This is a genomic window from Nocardia sp. CC201C (assembly GCF_030010695.1).
GTDB classification, from domain to species: Bacteria; Actinomycetota; Actinomycetes; order Mycobacteriales; family Mycobacteriaceae; genus Nocardia; species Nocardia otitidiscaviarum.
This window is the reverse complement of the sequence record NZ_JASCXP010000082.1, coordinates 1-21,269: the sequence shown is the minus strand read 5'-3', so window position 1 is coordinate 21,269 and position 21,269 is coordinate 1. Positions and strand designations below refer to the sequence as shown.

Sequence of the window (21,269 nt, the reverse complement as noted above, 5' to 3'; positions counted from 1 at the left end):
GTGACCATCAAGCTGACGGTCTTCTCCGGGGTGCTCGCGCTGGTCCTCGGCACGATCATCGCCGCCATGCGGGTCGCGCCGGTACCCGTGGCACGCTGGGTCGGCACGGCGTACGTGACGATTTTCCGCAACACCCCGCTGACGTTGATCATCGTCATCTGCTCGCTCGGCCTCTACTTCCAGCTCGGTATCAAACTCGCCGGTGAGGGGCCGAACGACCTCGCGGAGAACAACTTCCGCTGGGCGGTCGTCGGATTGGGGGTCTACACGGCGGCTTTCGTGTGCGAGTCGCTGCGCTCGGGCATCAACACGGTGCACCTGGGGCAGTCGGAGGCGGGCCGCTCGCTCGGCTTCACGTTCTCGCAGAATCTGCGACTCATCGTGCTGCCGCAGGCTTTTCGCTCGGTGATCGCACCCCTGGGCAGCGTGCTCATCGCGCTGACCAAGAACTCCACGGTCGCGGCCGCCATCGGTGTCGGTGAGGCCGCCCTGCTCATGTCGGAGATGATCGAGGTGGAGGCCGCGCCGCTGGCCGTCGGCGCCATCTTCGCCTTCGGCTTCGTCGTCCTGACCCTGCCCACCGGTCTGCTGTTCGGCTGGCTGGCCAAGCGATACGAGGTGGCCCGATGAGCGCCGTATCCGTTCTCTACGACGCACCCGGTCCCAAGGCGCGCATGCGCTACTGGCTGTACACGGCCGTGGTCGTGGCGGCGGTGGCGGCGCTGGCCTGGCTGGTCTACAGCGGCCTGGACGCTCAGGGCCAGTGGGCCGCCGACAAGTGGGAGCCCTTCCTGGACGCGCAGATCTGGGAGACCTACCTGCTTCCGGGTATTCGGGGCACCCTGGTGGCGGCGGCACTGTCGATCGCCTTCGCACTCGTGCTCGGCATGCTGTTCGGCATTCTGCGGCTGTCGGATCACCGCAGCGTGCGCATCGTGGCGGGCACCGTGGTGGAGATCGCCCGCGCCATCCCGGTGCTGATCCTGATGATCTTCCTGTTCGCGGTCTACGCCGAGTACAACGTCTTCCCCAACGACCGGCTCGCGCTCGCCGCCGTGGTGACGGCGTTGACCATCTACAACGGCTCCGTCATCGCCGAGATCGTGCGCTCCGGCATCAAATCGCTGCCCAAGGGGCAGACCGAGGCTGCCGTGGCGCTCGGCATGCGCAAGTCCCAGGTGATGACTGCCATCCTGCTGCCGCAGGCGATCACCGCCATGCTGCCCGCGCTGATCTCACAGATGGTGGTGGCGCTGAAGGATTCGGCGCTGGGCTACCTCATCGGCTACGTCGAGGTCGTGCGCTCCGGACAGCAGCTCGGGTCGGCGCAGGGCAATACCTTCCAGGCGCTGCTGGTCATCGCGGCCATCATGATCGCCCTCAACTACACTCTGACCGTGGTGGCGACCCGGGTCGAGCGGTGGTTGCGCACCCGCAAGCGCGGCGGGCGGCCCGCGATCGGCGCGGACAACGCCACCGCCGCCGCGCCGCCCGGAATGGATATCACCCTCACCAAGAAGGACTGAATCAAGAAGGACTGAATTCGGTTCGGCGACCGCGTTCCCGCACCTCGAATGGACCCCGCTTCGCAGCCGCGGAGCGGGGTTCACCGCTGCAGCGGGGGTCAAGGGCTGCGGAGCACGGCTCGATCGCGCGGCGTCACCCGCTCCCCTTGGGCCGCACGGGAAGCTCGTTCATGCCGCGCATCAGCACGCTGGTCTGCCATGCGGGTGTGAATGCCGCATCGGCCAATTCCAGGTGCGGGAAGCGGCGCAGCAAGGCCCGGAAGGCGATATCGGCCTCCAGTCGGGCCAGCGGGGCGCCGACGCAGAAGTGGATGCCGTGGCCGAAGGCCAGGTGCCCGGATGTGTTTCCGTCGATATCGAGGTCCGGTCCGGAGTCGTAACGGGACGGGTCGCGATTGGCGGCGGCCAGGGCGATGTAGACGAATTCCCCTGCGGGAATATCGATTCCGGCAATGCGGACGGGTTCGGCGGTGTAGCGGATGGTGGACCAGCCGACCGGGCCGTCGTAGCGCAGGAACTCCTCCACGGCGGCGGGCACCCGGTCCGGATGTTCGCGCAGCGTCTCCCACTGGGATCGGTTCCGCAGCAGGGCGTAGGTGCCGTTGCCGATCAGGTTGACGGTCGTCTCGTGCCCGGCGACCAGCAGCAGGAACGCCATGGCCACCAGTTCCCGCTCGTCGAGCCGGTCGCCGTCCTCGGCGGCGTGCACCAGATCGGAGAACAGGTCGTCACCCGGATCGGCGCGCTTGTCGGCCATGAGCTGGTTCAGGTACTCCGACATGCCCAGGGTGGCCGCCTCCCGTTCCTCCACCCGGTTGCCGGAGGACACCAGCACCCGGGTCCACGCCTGGAAGTCGGCGCGGGCGTCCAGCGGTATGCCCAGCAGTTCGCAGATCACCGTGACCGGCAGCGGGTTCGCGAAGACCCGCATGAGATCGACCTCGTCGTGTGCGGACATCTCGTCGAGCAGACCTGCGGTGATCGCCTCGATGCGGGGGCGCAGGGTGGCGACGCGGCGCGGCAGGAACGCCTTGTTCACCAGTTTCCGCAGCCGGGTGTGCTCGGGCGGATCGCTGTTGAGCATGTGCGCGGCCAGCGCCTGGGCGTTCGAATCCGACAGGGTCCGCACATTCTTGGCGCGGAACAGGGCGTAGAGGTCGTCGGCGTTCTTGCGCAACCGGGGGTCGGCCAGGGCCGCGCGGCCCTCGGCGTGGCCGATGATCACCCAGCAGGGGGCGCCGCTCGGAAAGCGCACCCGGTGCACCGGACCGTGGGCACGCCAGCGGTCGTAGTACCGGTGCGGATCGGCGTGGAAGTCCTCGCCCACTACCTCGATCGATTCGGTGGTACCGCTGTCGACCATGTCATCCTCCTGACCACCGCGACCCACGGCCGCGCCCCACCTGTCCACCACGAAGAGATCCGGCGGCGACCACGCTACCGAAACGCTTGGTGGGACGCCGTTTTCGCTGTTGGGGAGGGGTACGCCCGCATCATCGGGACGGGTACGCACACATCATCGGGGACGGCTGCGCACGGCCCGGGACGGGGGCGAGGGCGACGGTGATGTTGTCGCTGCCGCCTTGGCGGATGGCGAAATCGACCAGGGCGCGGGCCTCCGACAGCCCGACCGGGCCGGTCGCGCCCGCCGGACCGAAGGTGCAGTCCCCCAGCGCCTCGGCCTCGGGCAGGTAGTTCCACAGGCCGTCGCTGCACAGCAGCAGCGCGCCCGGGCCGGTGGCGTACAGGGAGCGCACACAGTCGTCCGCCCACGGGGTGGTGCCGATATCGGCACCGAGCCAGCGGGTGAGAGTGTGCGCCCCACGCATACTCATGGCGGTGCGCTCGTCCACACCACTGATCTTGATGAAGTCCTGGGCGAGGGAGTCGTCATCGGTGAGGCGACGTGAACCGGCGAGCGCGGCCGCCCCAGGCGAACCCGCCGCACCGGACGCAGCGGGGACGCCGGGCGGAGCGGGGACGCCGGGCGCAGAATCATCGGCGTGAGCAGTGTCAGCAGTGGGCACCGCGGGTGTTGCGGCAGCGGCACGCACGGTGGGGGCGCTGGGCACGGTGGGGGCGGTGGGGGTGAGCCAGTAGGCTCGGCTGTCGCCGACGCTGGCGACCGTGATGCGGGTGCCGTTCGGGTCCGGGACCAGCACGGCCGAGAGGTAGGTGCACGACGGGGCGCGGCCCTCGGGGGTTCCGACCGCGCGCACCGCTTTGGCGGCCGCCGACAGTCCGGCCAAGGTCGCCTCCTCGAGCGTCGCGCCTGCGCCGAGCGCCGCCAGGTTGGCCGCGACACCGGCGCGTGCCGCCGCGCCCGAGGCGGCCTGCGGGTCTTCGGAGGTGGATACGCCGTCGCACACCACGATCACGGTCACGCCGGGCTCCCCGGGCACCGTCGAGTCGAGCACGGCCACCGCGACCGAGTCCTCGTTGTGCTCGTGCACCAGTCCGCGGTCGGTGACGACACATACCGTCCCGAGGTCCGCCTCGAACCGATCCTGCCGCGGGCTCGGCATTCCGCAGCCCACGCAGGATCCGGTGTGGTCGTAGTGCTCCGCGCGGCAGCCGGTGCACGGTCCGGCGGGCCGGTCCCGGTCCGGCAAAGCCACCCGCCGAATACGCGTCGGCGGCCCGGCCGATACGCCGGAGCGGTCCGTCGCGGGTGACGCGCCGTGTCCGGGATTCGGGATCACCGTCGCGGTGTCGGGCTCGGCGTCGGTGGGCACCACTGCCGCGGCGTTGTCGCTCGGCGGCGCGGCCGCCGCCTCGCGAACGACGGGTGCTTCGGCAGCGGGTACGGATGCATCGGTCACAGGCGCGGTTTCCTCGGGGACAGGCCCGACCACGGCGCGATCGGGCTGAGTTGACTCGGAGACCCGCTCGGCGGCCTCGTGACCGGGCCGAGCGGTATCGGGTGCGGCCCCGGCAGAACCCGGGGCCGGAGTGGATTGGGCGGCCGGATCGGACATGGCGGGGCCGGACACCGCCGCGCCGGGCGCTGCCGGACCGGGCATTGCCGCGCCGGGCCCTGCCGGATCGGGCACTTCCGGACCGGACACAGCCGGACCGGACACAGCCGGACCGGACACAGCCGGACCGGACACAGCCGGACCGGACACAGCCGGACCGGACACAGCCGGACCGGACACAGCCGGACCGGACACAGCCGGGCCGGGCGGCTCCGGATCGGGAGTGGGCGGGTTCGGCTCGGCGGCCGACTCACCGGTCACCGGAGGGCCTCGTATCCGTGGTGTTGGCGGCCGTGCCGCATGGGTGAATCGTCGGGAGGCGCAAGCCGGTCCGCCGGTTCGCGGCAGCGCTCGGTGCCGTCGGCCGGTCGCGTCGCTCAGCCGATATGCGCACCAGATCTCCTCGATCGCGTACAGCACAGTCGATTTCCTGGCAACCATACCGACGGTCATCGGCATGATGACCATCCATCGCCCCCACCCGGCATCCCGGTTCGCGTCTCGCTACCGGTAGACGAGGTCCCATTCTCCCACCCCCGCTATCGTCCGGCCGCAGCCGTCTTCCGCGATAGTAGACGAGACATTCCGACCGCGCGCTCGATTAATTCGCCACCCATGGGGTGAATCCGGTGGCGATCGTCAGTGCGAGTCGGTTTCGGCGAGATCCCGGTCGGCCAGTTCCGCTTTCACCACCGTGAAGGCGGTGGACTGGTTGTATCCGCGCCGCGCCAGCATCCCGACCAACCGGCGAATGGTCTTCTCCCGATCCAGATCTCGCGGCACAGTGCGCAATTTGCGCCGCACCAGCTCGGTGGCGCGCTCGTGCTCGTCCTCGGCGCTGATCCCGGCCAGTGCCGATTCCGCGTCCTCCGGCGCGACCCCCTTGCGCCGCAATTCCTGCGCGAGCGCCTTCTTCCCTTTTCCGGAGAAGGTATGCCGCGAATGCACCCACTGCTCGGCGAACGCCGCGTCGTCGATCAGCCCCACCTCGGCCAAACGATCCAGCGCCCGTCCCGCCACCTCGGCGGAGAAACCCTTCGCCGCCAGCCGATCCGCCAACTCCGCCCGGCTCCGGGCCCGATCGGTCAACAGCCGCAGGCACACCTCCTTGGCCTGTGCCTCGGTCCCACCCCCGGGCAGCCCCTCCCCCGGCTCACCCCCACCGTCCGATCGCCGCCGCGCCCCACGGCCCCGACCGCGCCCCCTTTCGGACTCCTCGGGCTCACCGCCCGGTCCAGCGAAATCCGAACCGCCCCGTTCCCCCTCGACACCGCCGCGCTCCTCCTCCAAGGCAGCGGAATCGGGCTCCGCACCGATATCCGCGCGCCGATATCGCTTGCCGCGCCGATGCGAGCCCTCGGGGGTCTCGAAGGTGCCGGAGGGAGCGCGACGCCGCCGCACTGTCGCCGAATACGGCTGCTCCGCATCGGGTTCGGCATCGTGGCCCGCGTCGGGCGCGGCCGATTGCCGCCGCGTCGGGGTGCGGTGCGAGGTGGATTCCTCCGGATACCCGTCCTCGGCCTCGTCCTCATCCGGGTGGCGGCCGTAGGTTTCGGCGCTGTAGACGCCGCTGCCGTAGCGCGCGAGGTGCGATGGCTTGTCCGCCTTACGGGTGCGGGCTTCGATGGCGTCGAGTTGGCGGCGGAGGCGTTCCACCGCTTCCAGACGGGTGTTGCCGAGCCCCGGCGAGGCGGGCCGGGGCTCGGGGGTGTCCCGATCGGTCATCGAGGGATCAGAAGTCGGCCGGGGCCTCGTCGCCCACGGTCACATCCGCGCCGATGCCGAGCTTCTCCTTGATCTTCTTCTCGATCTCGTCGCGCACGTCGGTGTTCTCCAGCAGGAACTTGCGGGCGTTCTCCTTGCCCTGCCCGAGCTGATCGCCCTCGTAGGTGTACCAGGAGCCGGACTTGCGGATGAAGCCCTGCTCGACACCCATATCGATGATGGAGCCCTCCTTGGAGATGCCCACACCGTAGAGGATGTCGAACTCGGCCTGCTTGAACGGCGGGCTGACCTTGTTCTTGACGACCTTGACGCGGGTGCGGTTGCCGACCGCGTCGGAGCCGTCCTTGAGGGTCTCGATACGGCGCACGTCCAGGCGCACCGAGGCGTAGAACTTCAGTGCCTTACCGCCGGTGGTCGTTTCGGGTGAGCCGAACATGACGCCGATCTTCTCGCGCAACTGGTTGATGAAAATAGCAGTGGTGCCGGAGTTGTTGAGCGCGGAGGTCATCTTGCGCAACGCCTGGCTCATCAGGCGGGCCTGCAGACCGACGTGGCTGTCACCCATCTCGCCCTCGATCTCGGCGCGCGGCACCAGGGCGGCCACCGAGTCGATGACGATGATGTCGATGGCGCCGGAGCGCACCAGCATGTCGGCGATCTCCAGGGCCTGCTCACCGGTGTCGGGCTGGGAGACCAGCAGCGCGTCGGTGTCGACGCCCAGCTTGCGGGCGTAGTCCGGATCGAGTGCGTGCTCGGCGTCGATGAAGGCCGCCACGCCACCCTGGGCCTGCGCGTTGGCTACCGCGTGCAGGGCGACGGTGGTCTTACCGGAGGATTCCGGACCGTAGACCTCGACGATGCGGCCGCGCGGCAGACCGCCGAGACCGAGGGCGACGTCGAGGGCGATGGACCCCGTCGGAATCACCGCAATGGGCTGGCGGGCCTCCTCGCCCAGGCGCATGACCGCGCCCTTGCCGAAGCTCTTCTCGACCTGCGCCAACGCCAGTTCGAGCGCCTTGTCGCGGTCAAAAGCCTGTGGTGCCATCGTCTGGTCCCCTTCTCGACGGGTGAGTCTCAATCTGTGGTTGGCGCCCACGGTAGAGGGCGGCACCGACAAGTTCCGCCGCCGAGCTTAGACGAACAGGTGTTCGATGCAAGCGACGCGCCCCTCGACACGCGGATCGGTCGGGCGACCCGCCGCGCACGATCGGCTACCGGGGGTCGACGACCGACCGTACCCAGCGCAGACTCGGCCCCAGACAGTGGTCCCGAGCGGTGGCGAACAGCCGCACGCCGGCCGGTCCCGGCCAGTCCGGGGGCAGCATGCGCTCGGGCAGTCCGGGATCGAGGTAGGGAATGGTCCGCCATTCGTCCAGCAGCGGGACGAAGACCCGGAACGCCCGCTCGTCGTCACCGCCCCACCGCAGCGCCGCCGCACCCCGATCACCCGCCGCCCCGTCGGCGGCACGCTTCTCGACCGCGTCACCGGCCGTGTCGTCGGCGAAGCCCCTGCCGTGGTGCGCGAGGAAGGTCCGGTACCGCCCGGCGAGGCCGTCCAGATCCCACCACTGCGCCGCGGCGGTACGCGGCGTCGTCGGCACGGCCATGTCGGTGGCGCGGAAGGTGGTCACGTACTCGTCGAGTCCGAGTGCGGTGACGATGGCCGCGGCCTCGTCGGCGAGATAGTGCGGGCAGATCCACAGCCCGGGCGCGACCGTCCCGCAGCCGATGGCGGACAGCCTGCGGCGCAGCTGATGTCGCGCCGCGCGCGCCGATTCCGGAATGCCGAAACAGATCAGCTGCCAGGGATCGTCCTCGCCCATCCGCCGGAAGCCGAAGATGCGGGCGTCTCCCCGGGCGTACATGGCCTCGGCGGCCGGGGTGAGACGGTATCCGCTGCGGCCGCCGCGTATTTCGGCATCGAGCACGCCCTTACCCTTCAACCGGGTGACCGCCGTGCGCGCGCTCTGCTCGGACACCCCGAGTGCGGCGAGCAGCTCGCCGAAATCGGCGATGGCGATCCAGCCACCGAGTTCGCGCACGTACGCGCCCAGCACGGTCCGCGCCAGCGAGGTGACACTGCCGGGCCGGGAATCGATGTCGTCGAGGATGGCGCCGACGGCGTGGAGTTCAGACATCGGGATCGGCGTCGAGCTCGTCGCGGATGGCGGCCACTCCGGCGAGCACCTCACCGAACGTGGTGCTCAGCGGGCTCAGGCCCAGGCGGATACCGTGCGGCCGACGGAAATCGGGCATGACGCCACGCTGCCACAGCCGCGCGGTGATCTCCCGGAACCGGGGGTGGTCGATGGTGACGTGCCCGCCGCGCCGGGCCGGATCGATGGGCGAGGACACCGTCACGCCTCGGGGCAGCAGCCATTCCCGCACGAGTTCGAGCGCGAACTCGGTGAGCGCCACCGACTTCGCGCGCACCCGCGGCATCCCGGCCGCCTCGATGAGGTCGAGCATGTCCTGGATCGGGAGCATCCCCACGATGCCGGGACTGGCGCTGATCACCCGCCGGATGCCGGGCGCGGGCACGTAACCCTGTGCCATGTCGAAGGGATTCTCCCGGCCCATCCAGCCCCAGATCGGCTGCCGGAAATCGGCCAGATGGTCGGCGCGCACATAGGCGAAGGCCGGAGATCCGGGCCCGCCGTTGAGGTACTTGTAGGTGCATCCGGCCGCGAAATCGACTCCCCAGGTGTCGAGTTCGATCTCCACCGCGCCGGCGGAATGACACAGGTCGAGCAGCAGCATGGCCCCTGCGGTGTGCGTGACGGCGGTGAGAGCGGGCGCGTCGAGCAGATAGCCGGAGCGGTAGGCGACATGGCTGAGCACCACCAGCGCGGTGCGTTCGGAGACCACCGCGGCCAGGTCCGCGGCGGTGACACCGCCGTCGACGTCGGCGTCGATCCAGCGCAGCGTCATATCGCTCTCGGCGGCAATGGATTCCATCAGATAGCGGTCGGTGGGGAAGTTGTCGCGGTCGAGCACGATCTCGGTGCGTCCGGGCCGCATGGCCAGCGCGCCGCGCGCGAGCTTGTAGAGCAGCACGCTGGTGGAGTCGCCCACGGTGGTCTGTCCGGGCGCGGCGCCCAGCAGGGTGCCGCCGATCCGGTCGCCGAGGGTCAGCGGCAGCTCGAACCACTCCTCGTCCCAGCCTCGAATGAGTCTGCGGCCCCACGCCTCGGTCACGAACGCGGACAGGCGTTCGGCGGTGCGGCCGGTGGGGCGGCCGAGGGAGTTGCCGTCGAGATAGGCGACGATCTCCGGATCGTCGTGGCCGACGAACTCGCCCGGATACGCCGCCAGCGGATCGGCGGCGTCGAGAGCCGTTGCCCGAGCGGTGAAATCGGTGTCGCTGCGGGTCATGGGGCTCCCGTTTCGGTGCGGACGGCGAAGAGTTCCGGAAAGAAGCTGACCTCGAGAGCGCGGCGCAGGAAACCCGCGCCACTGGTTCCCCCGGTCCCCCGCGCGGACCCGATGGTCCGCAGCACCGTCCGCAGATGCCGGAACCGCCACAGCTGGAAGTTCTCCTCCAGGTCGACCAGTTCCTCGAAGGTCTCGTAGACCGACCAATACTGCCGCGGGGCTCGATACACCGATGTCACCAAGGGGAGCAGCGCGGGATCGAGTTCGTAGCGTCCGGTGACATCCCGCTCCAGCGTCGACCGCGGCACCTCCAGTCCGGTGCGCGCCAGGTGCCGCCAGAAGGCGTCGTAGAGCGTGGGTTCGGAGACCAGTGCCGTCAACTCCGCGGCGGCCTGCGGTTCGTCGGCGAAAACGGCCAGAATCGCGGGATTCTTGTTGCCGAGAATGAATTCCACGGCTCGGTACTGATACGACTGGAACCCCGAGGAGTTCCCGAGAGCTCCCCGAAACCGCGCGTACTCGGTGGGCGTCAGCGTCGCCAGCACCGACCACTGCTCGGTCAGCGTCTGCTGGATGTGTTTCACGCGCGCGATGCCCTTGAGCGCGATATCGGGCGCATCATCGTCGAAAGCCGCACGCGCCGCGCGTATCTCGTGCAGCACCAATTTCAGCCACAGTTCCGTGGTCTGGTGCTGAATAATGAACAGCATTTCATCGTGCTGCGGCGGCCTGCTGACCGGATGCTGCGCACCGAGCAGCGTCTCCAGGTCCAGATAGGTGCTGTAGGTCATGGCGGTCCCCACTCAGACGGTGCCGACCACCTCAGGTTAATACATAACTGTGACGTCCGCCACGAATATGCAATACGGGCAGGCTGTCCGAGCGTGACCATCTCGGTCCGACCCTAGACGCCGCGGAGCGCGACCCAGCCCCCGTCCGAGGCCGGACGGGGGCTTCACGACTGTCACCGGATCGGCAGCAGCGTGTTCTCCTCCTCCGGACCGCGGGGGCCGAAGATGCGGCGGTCGGCTTCGGCGATGGGGGTGTCGTTGATGCTGGCCTCGCGCCGCGACATCAGCCCCTCGGGGGAGAACTCCCACAGCTCGTTGCCGTAGCTGCGGTACCACTGGCCGTCCTCGTCGTGCCATTCGTACTGGAAGCGGACGGCGATGCGGTTCTCCCGGAATCCCCAGAGTTCCTTGCGCAGGGCGTAGCCGTTCTCCTTGGCCCACTTGCGCTTCAGGAAGTCGACGATCTCGGCGCGGCCGGTCATGAACTCATCGCGATTGCGCCACACGGAATCCTCCGTGTACGCCTGCGCGACGGTCTCCGGATCGCGGGTGTTCCAGGCGTTCTCGGCGGCGCGGACCTTGGTCTGGGCCGATTCCAGATCGAACGGGGGCAGTGGGGGTCGCATGGCGAATCCTTTCGGAGAGTGGCTTCAGGGGTTCACGGGAGACAGTTCGGACGCACCCCAGCGCAGCGGGCTGGCACCGGCGATCTCGACGGCCTCGGTGACGGTGAAGTCCACTGTGGCCTGTGAGCCGGGGGCGAATGTCGTGTCGTCCCAGATTATTTCCGCTGTTCCGGTCAGCTGCAGTGTCGAGCCGGTGCGCCAGTCCGGGATCAGCAGTCCGCAGCGGGGGTCGGCGGCGATATTGCCCAGCGTCATGAACATGGAGTTGCCGCGGTAGTCCGGCCACCGCAGGCGCGTGGGCGAGAGCACCTGGAGGAAGCCGGGATTGCCGCCGCGGTGGGAAGCGTCGGCATTGCCGTCCGGATCGGCGGAGGCGATGAAGAAGGTGTCGGCGGCCGTGATCGCCCGCTGCTGCGCGGCGGTCAGCTCGGACGATCGGTGCACGGTCACCGCGGACGCGCCGCTCCAGTCGTCGATGGTGCGGCGGGTGATGTACTTCGGGCAGTTGGAGTACACCTGGTCGGTGGTGATCCGCAGCCCGCGCTCGGTCGGCTCGGTCACGCCGTTGACGCGCATCCGGCGGCGGCGCTGCGGTTGCAGGGCGATCATGCCGATGTGCCGGGTGGAACGCAGGGGTTCGGCGAGCGGATCGGCGGCGGTGGGCAGCGCGTCCACCACGATGGTGCGCTCGTCGGTGGCGCGGGCGAATCCGGCCGGGCCGATCAGCTGGCTCGCCCACAGTCGGCCCGCGTCATCGGCGGCGGCGATCACGACCAGCGGCTGTTCGGCGAGAAAGGCCGCCGCGGTGTGCGGTATCTCGGCGCGGATCATGCGTCCGACATGCTGGGCGATATCGGACTGGCCCATGCGCTGCTGCACGGCCACCTCGCCCGGGTGGTAGCTGGTGGTCATCTCGTTCTCCGGTTTGCGTCCGCCCCGGTGCGGGCTCGGTGCCCGCACCGGGTGAATCGCGATGTCGATCAGAAGAATCCGCAAGTGGGGGCGGAGCCGCTGGGCGCGGGGGCGGCCTCGGCACCACTCGGCGCGTACACCTCGAGCCGGATGCCGTCGGGGTCGCTGAAGAAGATGCCGCCGGAGGAGGCGCCCTCACCATGGGCGACGACGCCGTCGTGGGCGAAGCTCACGTTCAGATCCTTGAGCACCGACTCCACCGACCGCACCTGCTCCAGGCTGTCGACCTGGAACGACAGATGGTGCAGGCCGGGCGTCTTCGCCGAGAACTCGCCATCGCTCTGCTGCCACAGGGTCAGCACCAGCTTGCCGTCGGCGCCGAGGAAGGCGAAGCGCTGCTCGCCCTCGGTGCTCGCGCCGAGCTGCTCGAAGCCGAAGGCGCGGCGGTAGAAGTCCACCGAGCGGGTGAGGTCGGTGACGTTCAAGCCGATGTGGCCGGTGGCGAGCTGGGGTGCGGCGACCGTGGTCATGATTTCCTCCAGGGAAGCTCTAACTAGTTTGTATTGTTTTGATGGTTAGAATCTAGAAGCAGCGGGGAACCGCTGTCAACCCCCTAACTGATTTGAGTGGTTAGAATGGCACTGCCGCAACCGAACCGGACCGGAAGCTGGTTACCCTCAGGCATGCCCGTTCCACGCCCCCACCTCGGAGAGCCGCTCGCACTGGACCTGCTCAACACCCGCTGGATGAGCGGGGAAGGACTGCAGGATCTGCTCTCCGACGTGGCGGGATTGCGGCAATGGCTGGCCGACAACGATCTCGCCGAACGCTGCCCGGCCGACGCCGCGACCCTGCACGCCCTCGTGCGGGCACGCGAGGCCATCCTGCACGCGGCGCGCGGCGACGATATCGAGGAGCTCAACGGCGTCCTCGACCACGGGCGGATCCGCCGCACCCTCACCGCGCACGGCCCCCGGGACGAGGTGGAGGTCCGCGACCCCGAATGGCTACCGGGCTGGCTGGCCGCCGACGACCTGCTGACCCTGATGGCGGCGCCCGACCGCATCAAGCAGTGCGCACACCCGCACTGCGTGCTCTGGTTCTACGACACCTCGAAGAACGGCGCCCGGCGGTGGCACTCCATGGCGACCTGCGGCAACCGCGCCAAGGCGGCCCGGCACTACGCGCGCAACGCCTGACTCGCCGACCGGCTCGGATCACCGGGCACGTTTGTCGGCCGACGCGCTGAATTGATCAAGGCGCTGCAGTCACAGGCGCCGAGGCCGCCGACGCACCGAGTTCACCACCGCGCCGAGTTCACCACCGCGCCTTGGGCACATCGAATTCGGCGCACAGGGCGCGCCACACATCGCGGGGATCGACCCCCGCCTCGATGGCTTGCGCCCCGGTCTTCCCCATGGACGGCAGCACGTGGTCGCTCAGCAGCGCATCCCCGCGCGCCGTGCCGAACTCGGTGTACAACAGCTCCTGGAACTCCGTCAACCGCACGGCCGCGAGCCTACGCGAGGGCGTGAACGCCGGTACGAGCCCGGGTCCGCGCCCACTCGGCCGCGCGCCGGGCGACATCACGCACACGACCATCGAAGGCCACCGCTCGTCACAACGCCGCGACTGGCCGGGCGCGCGTCCGCCAAGCACCGAAGCCACCCCGGCCGAGAGCGTGTTCGCGCCGCGAGCCACCTCAGCTACCGGCGTGCGCGCCACGAGCCACCTCAGCTACCGGCGTGCGCGCCACGAGCCACCTCAGCTACCGGCGTGCGCCGCGGGCCACCTCAGCTACCGGTGTGCGCGCCGCGGGTCCCTCAGCTACCAGCGTGTGCTCGCCACGAGCCACCTCGGCTAGCGGTGTACTCGCCGCGAGCCACCTCGGCTAGCGGTGTGTGCGCGCCGCGGCGGCCACCTCGTGGCACAGCGGCACGGGGTCCGAGACCACACTCGCGCCGGCGGACGCCTTGCGGGCGCGCTCGGCGAAGGTCGGCTCGTCGAGTATCCGGCGCACCGCGGTGCGGACGGCCTCGGCGGTGAGCGGGCGGACCAGGAGCGAACTGCCGTGGCGGGCCGCACGATTGGCCAGTTCCCATTGATCGCCGCCACCCGGGACGGTCACCACCGGCACTCCGGCCAGCAGCGATTTCGCCAGCAGCCCGTGGCCGCCACCGCCGATCACGACCGCGGCGTGCCGCAACAACTCGTCCTGTCGACCCAAACCCGCTGTGGCCCACGGCGGCAGTTCGGCGGGCGGGATGTCCAGCATGGAGATCGCCACCCGCACCCCGGCGCCGTCGAGCGCCTCGAGCACGGTGTCCACCATGCCGCTGACACCCGTGTGCGCGGTGGACGGCGCGACCATGACCAGCGGGTCGTCACCCGGCGGCAGGTCGAGAACATTCGCCGTCGGCTCCCACAGCAGCGGGCCGACCAGGTGCGCATTGTCCGGCCAATCCGGGCGGGGCACCTCCAACGCGGGCAGGGTCGCGACCAGCCGCGCCGCGGGACCGGGATCCTCGGGGGGCAGGCCGATGCCCGCCCGGGCTCGCTCGCGCTGCTCCTCGCCCTGTCGGATGGCGCGCGCAGTCATTCCGCGCAGCACCGCGTCGCGGGCCCGGCCGCTCAGCCCCTCCCCCGGCGCGAGCCCACTTCCGATGGGCGGCAGCCCTTTCGATGGCAGGTAGAGCGGATGCGGGGAGAGCTCCACCCACGGCACCTTCATCCGCTCGGCCGCCATCCCGCCGCCCGCGGTGAGCACGTCCGAGACCACCAGATCGGGCAGCATGGCACTCATATCGGGCAGGATCTCGGTCGAGATGAAGGCCGCGCGTTCGTGGATCCGCTGCCCGGCGTCGGCATCGTCGTCCTCGGCGCGGGGCGCGAGCCCTTTGAGCCGCCGTACCCCGATACCGACCTGTTTCGCGGCGTCGAACCACCGCGGCCCAGTGAACAGCACGGGCTCATCGCCCGCCTCGAGAAATCGCAGACACAGGGCGATCGCGGGGAACGCATGCCCCGGATCCGGCCCGGCCACCACCGCTACTCGCACGCGCCCAGCGTGCCATATCCGCGGGTGGAACTCAGCACACACGATTGTGCGGGGGCGCTTCGCACCACTGTGCCGGGGCATTACGCACTACTGCGGCGGGGCGTTCGGCGCATGACATGCGAGCGTATATGCCCAGATACGCATATTTCAGTGTCGATATCGCGCCCGCCGCCTTCCCCTCGCGGGTACGACTGCACTCGGCTCAGCGGCCGAACCCGTGACCCCGACCGCCGAACGCGCAAAGCCCGGCGGCCGAACCCGTGGACTCAGCCGCCGAAGTAGTACAGCTCGAACCCCGTCGCGCGAGCGGCCGGGAAGCCCTCGATGGGCCCCGTCGACATGTCGACGATGGCGCGCGCCTGCTCCAGCACCGGGTCCGAACTCAAGGCGGCGAGGTAGCGGCCATGGGCGACAAGGGATTCCACCGCGGGTCCGATGGTATCGGTGACGTCCACGGCGTGCGTGACTTTCGGCCCCGTGACCGCCGCCCAACGCGGCGACCAGACGGGCAGTTCCGCCAGTTCGGGGAAGATCCACTCGTTGCCCGCGTCGGAGACGGCGTCCAGACCGGCTCGGCCCACCGCCCGATGGTCGGCGCTGTTGACGTATCCGGGTGCCCAGGTATCACCGAAGTTGAACAGGATCACCATCTCCGGCCGGTGGCGGCGGATAGCGGCGGCCAGGTCCCGGCGCAGCGCGAGAGACTCCTCGACCCGCCCGTCCGGATACCCGAGAAACTCCACCTCCGCGACCCCCACGGCCTTGGCGGCGGCGATCTCCTCCGCCTCGCGCAGCGGCCCGGATTCCGCGGGCGGCAACCCCGCGATACCGGCCTCACCGCTGGTCACGAGCACATAGCGAATGTCCTTGCCCTGCCGTGTCCAACGCGCCACGGCGGCTGCCGCGCCGTACTCGATGTCATCGGGGTGCGCGACGATGACGATGCCGCGCTGCCAGTCCTCGGGTAACTGCTCCATGGCGGTATTCAAACATCCGCGAGCATTCGACACGGCCCACCGGCCGCACCCACACCTTCACACCGCGGACAGCGTGCTGGCGTCGACAGCCACCACAGCGCGGCCCATCATGCGCATGGGGCTCGCGCGTTCCGGGCGACGACCGCTCCGAACAACCCGCCCGCGCCACCCGGCCGGCCGTCCGATACCGACGCCGGATACGACCCACCACCCCGCGCGCACGCCATCACCCGGAACACGTGCCCCGACCCCGGATCAGGCTCCGCGCGCCCGAACGCTCGGGCACCACGCCCAGCTGGACGCGACCTGCCCGGATCTCGTCTCACAGCGCACCCAACACCCCCTCGAACGCCGCCTCGGCGGCCCCCAGCAGCTTCAAATCCGCTCCCAGCGTGGACTTCTCGATCCGCACCCCGCCCAGTGCCCGGCTCACGATGCTGCGCTCACGCACCCGGTCCCGGACGCGCGCGACGACCACATCGGGCAGGGCGGTGAACAGGTCGCCGAGCACCACCAGTTCGGGGCCGAGGACGTTCACCACGTTCACCAGGCCGAGCACCAGCCAGTCCGGGTACTCCCCCAGCCGCGCCAGCGGGTCCGAATCCCGTTCCAGGGTGCGCAATTCGGCGACGATTCCACCGCGCGGACCATGTTCGGGCAGGCCGAGCGCCCGGCACAGCGCGGCCTGCCCGACCTCGCCCTCCCAGCAGCCCACATTGCCGCAGTGGCAGGCCCGCCCATCGGGGCGCACGGTCATATGGCCGATCTCGCCGAGGTATCCGGCCGCGCCGCGCAGAATGCCACCCTGTGCGATCAGACCGCCGCCCACGCCCACATCGGCGGAGACGAATACGGCGTCGGCCGTGCCCCGGCCCGCGCCGCGCACATGTTCGGCGAGAGCACCGAATTCGGCGTCGTTGCCGACCGCCACGGGCAGCCCCAGCACCGCCGACATGCGCTCCCCCAGCGCCACTTCCGACCACCGAAGGTTGGCCGCCGTATGGACGTATCCGTCGGTGCGGCGCACCACCCCGGGCACCGAGATGCCGACCGCCACCGGGTGCACGCCGAGATCACCGGCCAGCAGGGCGGCGGATTCGGCGACATGGGTGACCACTTCGATCGGATCGCGTTGCCGCCCGTGCAGATTCCAGCTGTTGCGCCCGAGGATGTGCCCGCCGAACCCCACCAGCGCGATGGCGGTGCGTTCGACCTGCACGTCCACCGCCAGCACCACCGCCGCCTGGGGTTGCGGCAGCACCAGCAGCGACGGCCGCCCGGCCCCGCGCCCGGCACCCGCGGGCGTCTGGCGCGGCACCCGCTCCTCCACGATCCCGGCCTCGGCCAACCCGTCCACCAGCATCTTGATGGTGGACCGGTTGAGTCCTAGGTCGGTGGCCAGGGCCGCCCGGGTCGCCGGTCCGCCGATGTGCAGCAGTCGCAGCAGACTGGACCGGTTGAAGCGACGCACCTCGTCCGGGCGGGCGACGGTCATGGCATCAGGAATACCATTGCGGCGCTCACCGTCCCGACGCGGCGCTGCGACGGCGGGACAGAGCGTCGACGGTGGCGGCCAGCAGCAGCACCAGACCGGTCACGATGGAGACCACCGCGGCGGGCTGGCGCAGCAGCCCCAGACCGTTCGCGACCACCGCGAGCACCGCGCCGCCGATCACGGCGTCGGCCACCCGGCCCTTGCCGCCGAACAGCGAGGTGCCGCCGATCACGGCCGCGCCCACCGCGAACAGCAGCGTATTGAGCCCGCCGGCCTGCGGGTCGACCGAGCCGACCTTGGACGAGTAGACGATGGCCCCGACCGCCGCGCACGCCGAGCTGATCACGAAAACACTGGCCCGCAGCCGGGTCACGTCGATACCGGCGCGCCGCGCCGCCTCCCGGTTGCCGCCCACCGCGTAGATGTGGCGACCGTAGGTGGTGCGATTGAGCACATAGGTGCCGACCACCAGCAGCGCCAGCACGATCGGCACCACGTACGGTACACCCGAGATCTCGATGAGATCGCTCGGCGACCGGTTCACGGTGAGCAGCGCGGTCACCACGGCCGCGAATCCGGTGAGCGCCACCACCTTCGTGACCACCAGCGGGGTCGGCTGGGTCACCAGGCCGCGCTTGCGCCGCCGCAGATGTCCGCCCAGCGTGACCGCCGCGTAGCCGCCGGCCGCGACGACGAACAGCGCCCAGCTGCCGATCGTGGACAGATTGCCGTTGGCGACCTGGTTCAGCACGTGCGAGGAGCTGATGCCCAGCACCCCGCCCTCACCGATGAGTTGCAGGATCACGCCCTGCCAGGCGAGGAACAGCGCGAGCGTCACCACGAAGGAGGGCATCCCGATCTTGGCGATGAGGAAGCCGGTGATGCAGCCGATGGCGGTGCCCACGCACACCGCGAGCAGCATCTCCACCCACGGGTTCGCCTCGAAGCCGATGACGGTGATGGCGACGCCGAGCAGCGACATGAACACACCCGGCCAGATACGCAGGAACGCCGCCAGGGCGGCGGCCAGCACCAGCATGGCCACGAAGACGATGAAGACCGTCGATCCCATGCCCGCGAGCAGATTCCCGTTCTCCACGTAGTGCATGGCCAGGACCGCGCCCGCCACGCCGGAGGCGGTGCCCGCGGACAGGTCGATCTCACCGATCAGCAGCACGTAGACGATGCCGATGGCGATGATGGTCTGCCCCGCGCCCTGCGCCAGCAGATTGGCGATGTTGTTGAGCGAGAGGAAGACGTCCGACAGCGTCGAGAACAGCACCACCAGCGCGATGAGGCCCAGGATGGCCGGCAGCGAACCGATATCGCCGGACCGCACGCGAATAATGTAGTCGCGCAGCGCATCCCGGGTGGACATGGCGGTGGTGTCGATCCCGAAATCGGAGACCGCGGTGTCGGCGGCCGTCGAGCCGGCGGATTCGGAAACCTTCACAGCGCCACCGCCTCCGGTCGCGCCAGCCCGAGTTCGCCGGACCGGCCCGCGGTGATCAGCTCCACCACCTGGGCATGGGTGACATCGGCCGCCCGCACCTGCGCCGCCATCCGGCCCAGGTACAGCACGGCGATGCGATCGGCCACCTCGAACACGTCGGCGAGATTGTGACTGATCAGCACCACCCCGAGCCCCTGTTCGGCGAGTCTGCGCACCAGGTCGAGCACCTGGCGGGTCTGGGCCACGCCGAGCGCGGCGGTGGGTTCGTCCAGCAGCACCAGATTGCTGTTCCACAGTACGGCTTTGGCGATGGCCACCGTCTGCCGCTGCCCGCCGGAGAGCGCCGAGACCGGGGTGCGGACCGATTTCACGGTGCGCACGCCCAGGGAGGCGAGGGTGCGCCGCGCCGCCTCCTCCATATTCGCCTCGTCGAGGAACCAGGGTCGGCCGCGCTCGCGGCCGAGGAACATATTCGCGACGATATCGAGATTGTCGGCCAGCGCCAGATCCTGGTAGACGACCTCGATGCCCAGGGCGGCAGCGTCTTTGGGCCCGTGGATGCGGACTTCCTCGCCGCGGAAGCGCACCGTGCCGGAGTCGGCGGCGTGGATGCCGGCGATACATTTCACCAGCGTGGACTTGCCCGCGCCATTGTCGCCCACCAGGGCGGTGACCGATCCGGCCGGTACGGTGAAGTCCACCTCGTGCAATACCCGCACCGGGCCGAAACTCTTGTTCAGCCCGGTGATGTCGAGCAATGGCTCGGTCATGGCGGATCAGCCGATGCCGAGTTCGGCGCAGGTGGCGCTCAGGTCACCGGAGCAGACATCGGCGGCCTGCACATAGCCGGTGTCGATGACTGTCTTCACCTGATCCTTCAGGATCGTCTGCGGTTCCAACAGCACCGATTTCACGTCGCGATCGCCCTTCGGATCCTGACTCACGTCCTGGGCCAACGCGTCCGCGGCGGCCTTGTCGCCCTTGGCCAGGGCGGCGGCCAATGCGGCGGCGGCCTCGGCCTCGGCCTGGATCGGCTTGAACACCGTCATGTACTGGTCACCGCGCAGCACGGCCTTGAGGCCCTCCACGGTGGCGTCCTGGCCGGTGACCGGCACCCGCCCGTTGAGGCCGTTCTTCTTGAGCACGGTGATCACCGCGCCCGCCAGTCCGTCGTTGGCGGCGACCACGCCGTCGACCGTGCCACCATTACCGGTGAGCAGCTGTTCGAAGACGGTGCCGCCCTTCTGGTTGTCCCAGCCGTCGATGGGCTGGCTGTGCACCAGCTTCAGCGCGCCCGACTCGTAGAGCGGCTTCAGGATATTCGTTTGTCCCTGATGGAAGAGGGTCGCGTTGTTGTCGGTGGGAGCCCCCTCGATCTCGATGACCTCCGCGCCCGGCTTGTCCCGCAGGGCGTCGGCCATGGCCTGGCCCTGGAGTTCGCCGACGCGCACATTGTCGAAGGACACGTAGTAGTCGGAGGATCCGCCGAGGCTGAGCCGGTCGTAGTCGATGGTGGGGATGCCCGCGCGCCGCGCCTTGGCTGCGACGGTGCTGCCCACCTCGCTGTTGATGGCGGCGATGATGAGCACCTTCACACCCTGGGCGATCATGCCGTCGGCCAGCGCGCTGAATTTCTGCACGTCGCCCTGGGCGTTCTGCACGTCGGCGTCGAAACCCTCGGCGCGCAGGGCCTGTTCGAGCATGGGCTTGTCGAAGGACTCCCAGCGGGCGGAGGTGGCGGTCTCCGGCAGGATCACGCCGACGGTGCCGCTGCCGCCACCGCCGCCCGCCGCGGTGGTGGGGCCGTCGTCGCGGGTGGTGTTGGAGCCGCAGGCGGTGAGGGCCATGAGCCCGGATACGGCCAGGGCGCACAGCGCGTACCCCGGGCGGCGGGTGCGCCGGGAGTTTCGGGGCGGGAGCGGGGTTTTCGTCCTCATCGGGTGACCTTTCGAGCGGCGGTCACGGGTAGGCGACCGCGCACCGACTAAATGTTGTGGGCAACAACATATGCGACGGCGGTCGCCTCCGATGGCGAATTGCCCGAATCAGGGCAGCAGCACGACCTTTCCGCCCGCATGGCCCGCGATGACGAACTCGTGCGCGGCGGCGACCTCGGTGAGCGGATAGGTCGCGGCGACGACGAGTCCCAGTGTGTCCGCACCGAGCAGCTCGAGCAGTTCCCGCCACGCCCCGGCCCGGATCTCGGTGCCCGGATCCGCGCCCGGACCGCCACCCAGAGCCTTGATGCCGGTCTCGGCCACCCGGGCGAAGGCCACGATGGTGGCGATGCGCGCACGGTCGGCGACCAACGCCAGGGAAACGTCGACGGCCTCGTCGGTGCCGACGGTGTCGA

General features: G+C 69.8%; 21 protein-coding genes. 3 read left to right on the top strand and 18 right to left on the bottom strand.

Translation table 11 applies throughout. From position 1 onward, the window contains the following. On the top strand, window positions 1-630 hold the full coding sequence (locus QK444_RS11725; protein WP_282779678.1) for an amino acid ABC transporter permease: 630 nt from the start codon (window positions 1-3) through the stop codon (window positions 628-630). Continuing rightward, on the top strand, window positions 627-1,526 hold the full coding sequence (locus QK444_RS11720) for an amino acid ABC transporter permease (RefSeq protein ID WP_282779676.1): 900 nt from the start codon (window positions 627-629) through the stop codon (window positions 1,524-1,526). Before QK444_RS11725 ends, QK444_RS11720 begins: the two co-directional genes overlap by 4 nt. A gap of 133 nt (window positions 1,527-1,659) precedes the next feature. On the opposite strand, the gene QK444_RS11715 is transcribed toward QK444_RS11720, so the two are convergent. The 10 genes from QK444_RS11715 to QK444_RS11670 all read right to left on the bottom strand — a co-directional run bounded on the left by QK444_RS11715 (window position 1,660) and on the right by QK444_RS11670 (window position 12,463). Further along, on the bottom strand, window positions 1,660-2,889 hold the full coding sequence (locus QK444_RS11715) for a cytochrome P450 (protein ID WP_282779675.1): 1,230 nt from the start codon (window positions 2,887-2,889) through the stop codon (window positions 1,660-1,662). Between the two features lie 130 nt (window positions 2,890-3,019). Continuing rightward, a complete protein-coding gene (locus QK444_RS11710) occupies window positions 3,020-4,348 on the bottom strand; it encodes a phosphatase (RefSeq protein ID WP_282779673.1) in 1,329 nt (442 codons plus the stop codon). A 795-nt stretch (window positions 4,349-5,143) separates the two neighbouring features. Beyond that, entirely contained in the window at window positions 5,144-5,644 is a 501-nt protein-coding gene (gene recX / locus QK444_RS11705; protein ID WP_282779680.1) for a recombination regulator RecX, read from the bottom strand. A gap of 592 nt (window positions 5,645-6,236) precedes the next feature. After that, complete coding sequence (gene recA / locus QK444_RS11700; protein ID WP_282779671.1) at window positions 6,237-7,274, bottom strand: recombinase RecA; 1,038 nt, start codon at window positions 7,272-7,274, stop codon at window positions 6,237-6,239. Between the two features lie 166 nt (window positions 7,275-7,440). Next, a complete protein-coding gene (locus QK444_RS11695; RefSeq protein WP_282779669.1) occupies window positions 7,441-8,367 on the bottom strand; it encodes a PaaX family transcriptional regulator C-terminal domain-containing protein in 927 nt (308 codons plus the stop codon). Continuing rightward, on the bottom strand, window positions 8,360-9,604 hold the full coding sequence (locus QK444_RS11690; protein WP_282779668.1) for an aminotransferase class V-fold PLP-dependent enzyme: 1,245 nt from the start codon (window positions 9,602-9,604) through the stop codon (window positions 8,360-8,362). Before QK444_RS11690 ends, QK444_RS11695 begins: the two co-directional genes overlap by 8 nt. Further along, complete coding sequence (locus QK444_RS11685) at window positions 9,601-10,395, bottom strand: tryptophan 2,3-dioxygenase family protein (RefSeq protein WP_282779666.1); 795 nt, start codon at window positions 10,393-10,395, stop codon at window positions 9,601-9,603. Before QK444_RS11685 ends, QK444_RS11690 begins: the two co-directional genes overlap by 4 nt. Window positions 10,396-10,568: 173 nt before the next feature. After that, entirely contained in the window at window positions 10,569-11,021 is a 453-nt protein-coding gene (locus tag QK444_RS11680; protein ID WP_282779664.1) for a nuclear transport factor 2 family protein, read from the bottom strand. Between the two features lie 24 nt (window positions 11,022-11,045). Next, a complete protein-coding gene (locus tag QK444_RS11675; protein WP_282779662.1) occupies window positions 11,046-11,933 on the bottom strand; it encodes a pyridoxamine 5'-phosphate oxidase family protein in 888 nt (295 codons plus the stop codon). A 68-nt stretch (window positions 11,934-12,001) separates the two neighbouring features. Then, entirely contained in the window at window positions 12,002-12,463 is a 462-nt protein-coding gene (locus tag QK444_RS11670) for a VOC family protein (protein ID WP_029928282.1), read from the bottom strand. 153 nt (window positions 12,464-12,616) lie between these two features. On the opposite strand from QK444_RS11670, the gene QK444_RS11665 reads away from it, so the two are divergent. After that, window positions 12,617-13,132, top strand: coding sequence for a CGNR zinc finger domain-containing protein (locus QK444_RS11665; RefSeq protein ID WP_282779660.1), 516 nt, complete (start codon window positions 12,617-12,619; stop codon window positions 13,130-13,132). A gap of 118 nt (window positions 13,133-13,250) precedes the next feature. Here the strand turns inward: QK444_RS11665 and QK444_RS11660 are convergent, their stop codons facing one another. From QK444_RS11660 to QK444_RS11625, 8 genes are all read right to left on the bottom strand, one after another. Continuing rightward, a complete protein-coding gene (locus QK444_RS11660) occupies window positions 13,251-13,442 on the bottom strand; it encodes a DUF3046 domain-containing protein (RefSeq protein WP_029928276.1) in 192 nt (63 codons plus the stop codon). A 382-nt stretch (window positions 13,443-13,824) separates the two neighbouring features. After that, window positions 13,825-14,991: a nucleotide disphospho-sugar-binding domain-containing protein gene (locus QK444_RS11655; RefSeq protein ID WP_282779657.1), complete on the bottom strand. Its 1,167-nt coding sequence runs from the start codon at window positions 14,989-14,991 to the stop codon at window positions 13,825-13,827. Window positions 14,992-15,257: 266 nt separating this feature from the next. After that, a complete protein-coding gene (locus tag QK444_RS11650) occupies window positions 15,258-15,968 on the bottom strand; it encodes a PIG-L family deacetylase (RefSeq protein ID WP_282779655.1) in 711 nt (236 codons plus the stop codon). Window positions 15,969-16,290: 322 nt separating this feature from the next. Then, window positions 16,291-17,463 carry an ROK family transcriptional regulator gene (locus tag QK444_RS11645; protein WP_282779653.1) on the bottom strand — a complete coding sequence of 391 codons (1,173 nt, stop codon included), beginning with the start codon at window positions 17,461-17,463 and terminating at the stop codon, window positions 16,291-16,293. A 25-nt stretch (window positions 17,464-17,488) separates the two neighbouring features. Beyond that, on the bottom strand, window positions 17,489-18,916 hold the full coding sequence (locus QK444_RS11640) for an ABC transporter permease (RefSeq protein ID WP_282779651.1): 1,428 nt from the start codon (window positions 18,914-18,916) through the stop codon (window positions 17,489-17,491). After that, window positions 18,913-19,686: an ATP-binding cassette domain-containing protein gene (locus tag QK444_RS11635; RefSeq protein WP_282779649.1), complete on the bottom strand. Its 774-nt coding sequence runs from the start codon at window positions 19,684-19,686 to the stop codon at window positions 18,913-18,915. The genes QK444_RS11640 and QK444_RS11635 overlap by 4 nt, the downstream gene beginning before the upstream one ends. Before the next feature lie 6 nt (window positions 19,687-19,692). Next, window positions 19,693-20,853: a substrate-binding domain-containing protein gene (locus tag QK444_RS11630; protein WP_282779647.1), complete on the bottom strand. Its 1,161-nt coding sequence runs from the start codon at window positions 20,851-20,853 to the stop codon at window positions 19,693-19,695. A gap of 108 nt (window positions 20,854-20,961) precedes the next feature. Continuing rightward, window positions 20,962-21,269, bottom strand: a 308-nt coding sequence (locus tag QK444_RS11625) for a zinc-binding dehydrogenase (RefSeq protein WP_282779645.1), incomplete at its 5' end; no start/stop codon positions are given.

Coding starts and splice junctions, on each gene's coding strand:
- QK444_RS11665 (WP_282779660.1), top strand. CDS start 12,617: ATGCCCGTTCCACGCCCCCACCTCGGAGAGCCGCTCGCACTGGACCTG.
- QK444_RS11720 (WP_282779676.1), top strand. CDS start 627: ATGAGCGCCGTATCCGTTCTCTACGACGCACCCGGTCCCAAGGCGCGC.
- QK444_RS11715 (WP_282779675.1), bottom strand. CDS start 2,889: ATGGTCGACAGCGGTACCACCGAATCGATCGAGGTAGTGGGCGAGGAC.
- QK444_RS11690 (WP_282779668.1), bottom strand. CDS start 9,604: ATGACCCGCAGCGACACCGATTTCACCGCTCGGGCAACGGCTCTCGAC.
- QK444_RS11680 (WP_282779664.1), bottom strand. CDS start 11,021: ATGCGACCCCCACTGCCCCCGTTCGATCTGGAATCGGCCCAGACCAAG.
- QK444_RS11635 (WP_282779649.1), bottom strand. CDS start 19,686: ATGACCGAGCCATTGCTCGACATCACCGGGCTGAACAAGAGTTTCGGC.
- QK444_RS11685 (WP_282779666.1), bottom strand. CDS start 10,395: ATGACCTACAGCACCTATCTGGACCTGGAGACGCTGCTCGGTGCGCAG.
- QK444_RS11670 (WP_029928282.1), bottom strand. CDS start 12,463: ATGACCACGGTCGCCGCACCCCAGCTCGCCACCGGCCACATCGGCTTG.
- QK444_RS11695 (WP_282779669.1), bottom strand. CDS start 8,367: ATGTCTGAACTCCACGCCGTCGGCGCCATCCTCGACGACATCGATTCC.
- QK444_RS11645 (WP_282779653.1), bottom strand. CDS start 17,463: ATGACCGTCGCCCGCCCGGACGAGGTGCGTCGCTTCAACCGGTCCAGT.
- QK444_RS11675 (WP_282779662.1), bottom strand. CDS start 11,933: ATGACCACCAGCTACCACCCGGGCGAGGTGGCCGTGCAGCAGCGCATG.
- recA (WP_282779671.1), bottom strand. CDS start 7,274: ATGGCACCACAGGCTTTTGACCGCGACAAGGCGCTCGAACTGGCGTTG.
- QK444_RS11650 (WP_282779655.1), bottom strand. CDS start 15,968: ATGGAGCAGTTACCCGAGGACTGGCAGCGCGGCATCGTCATCGTCGCG.
- QK444_RS11630 (WP_282779647.1), bottom strand. CDS start 20,853: ATGAGGACGAAAACCCCGCTCCCGCCCCGAAACTCCCGGCGCACCCGC.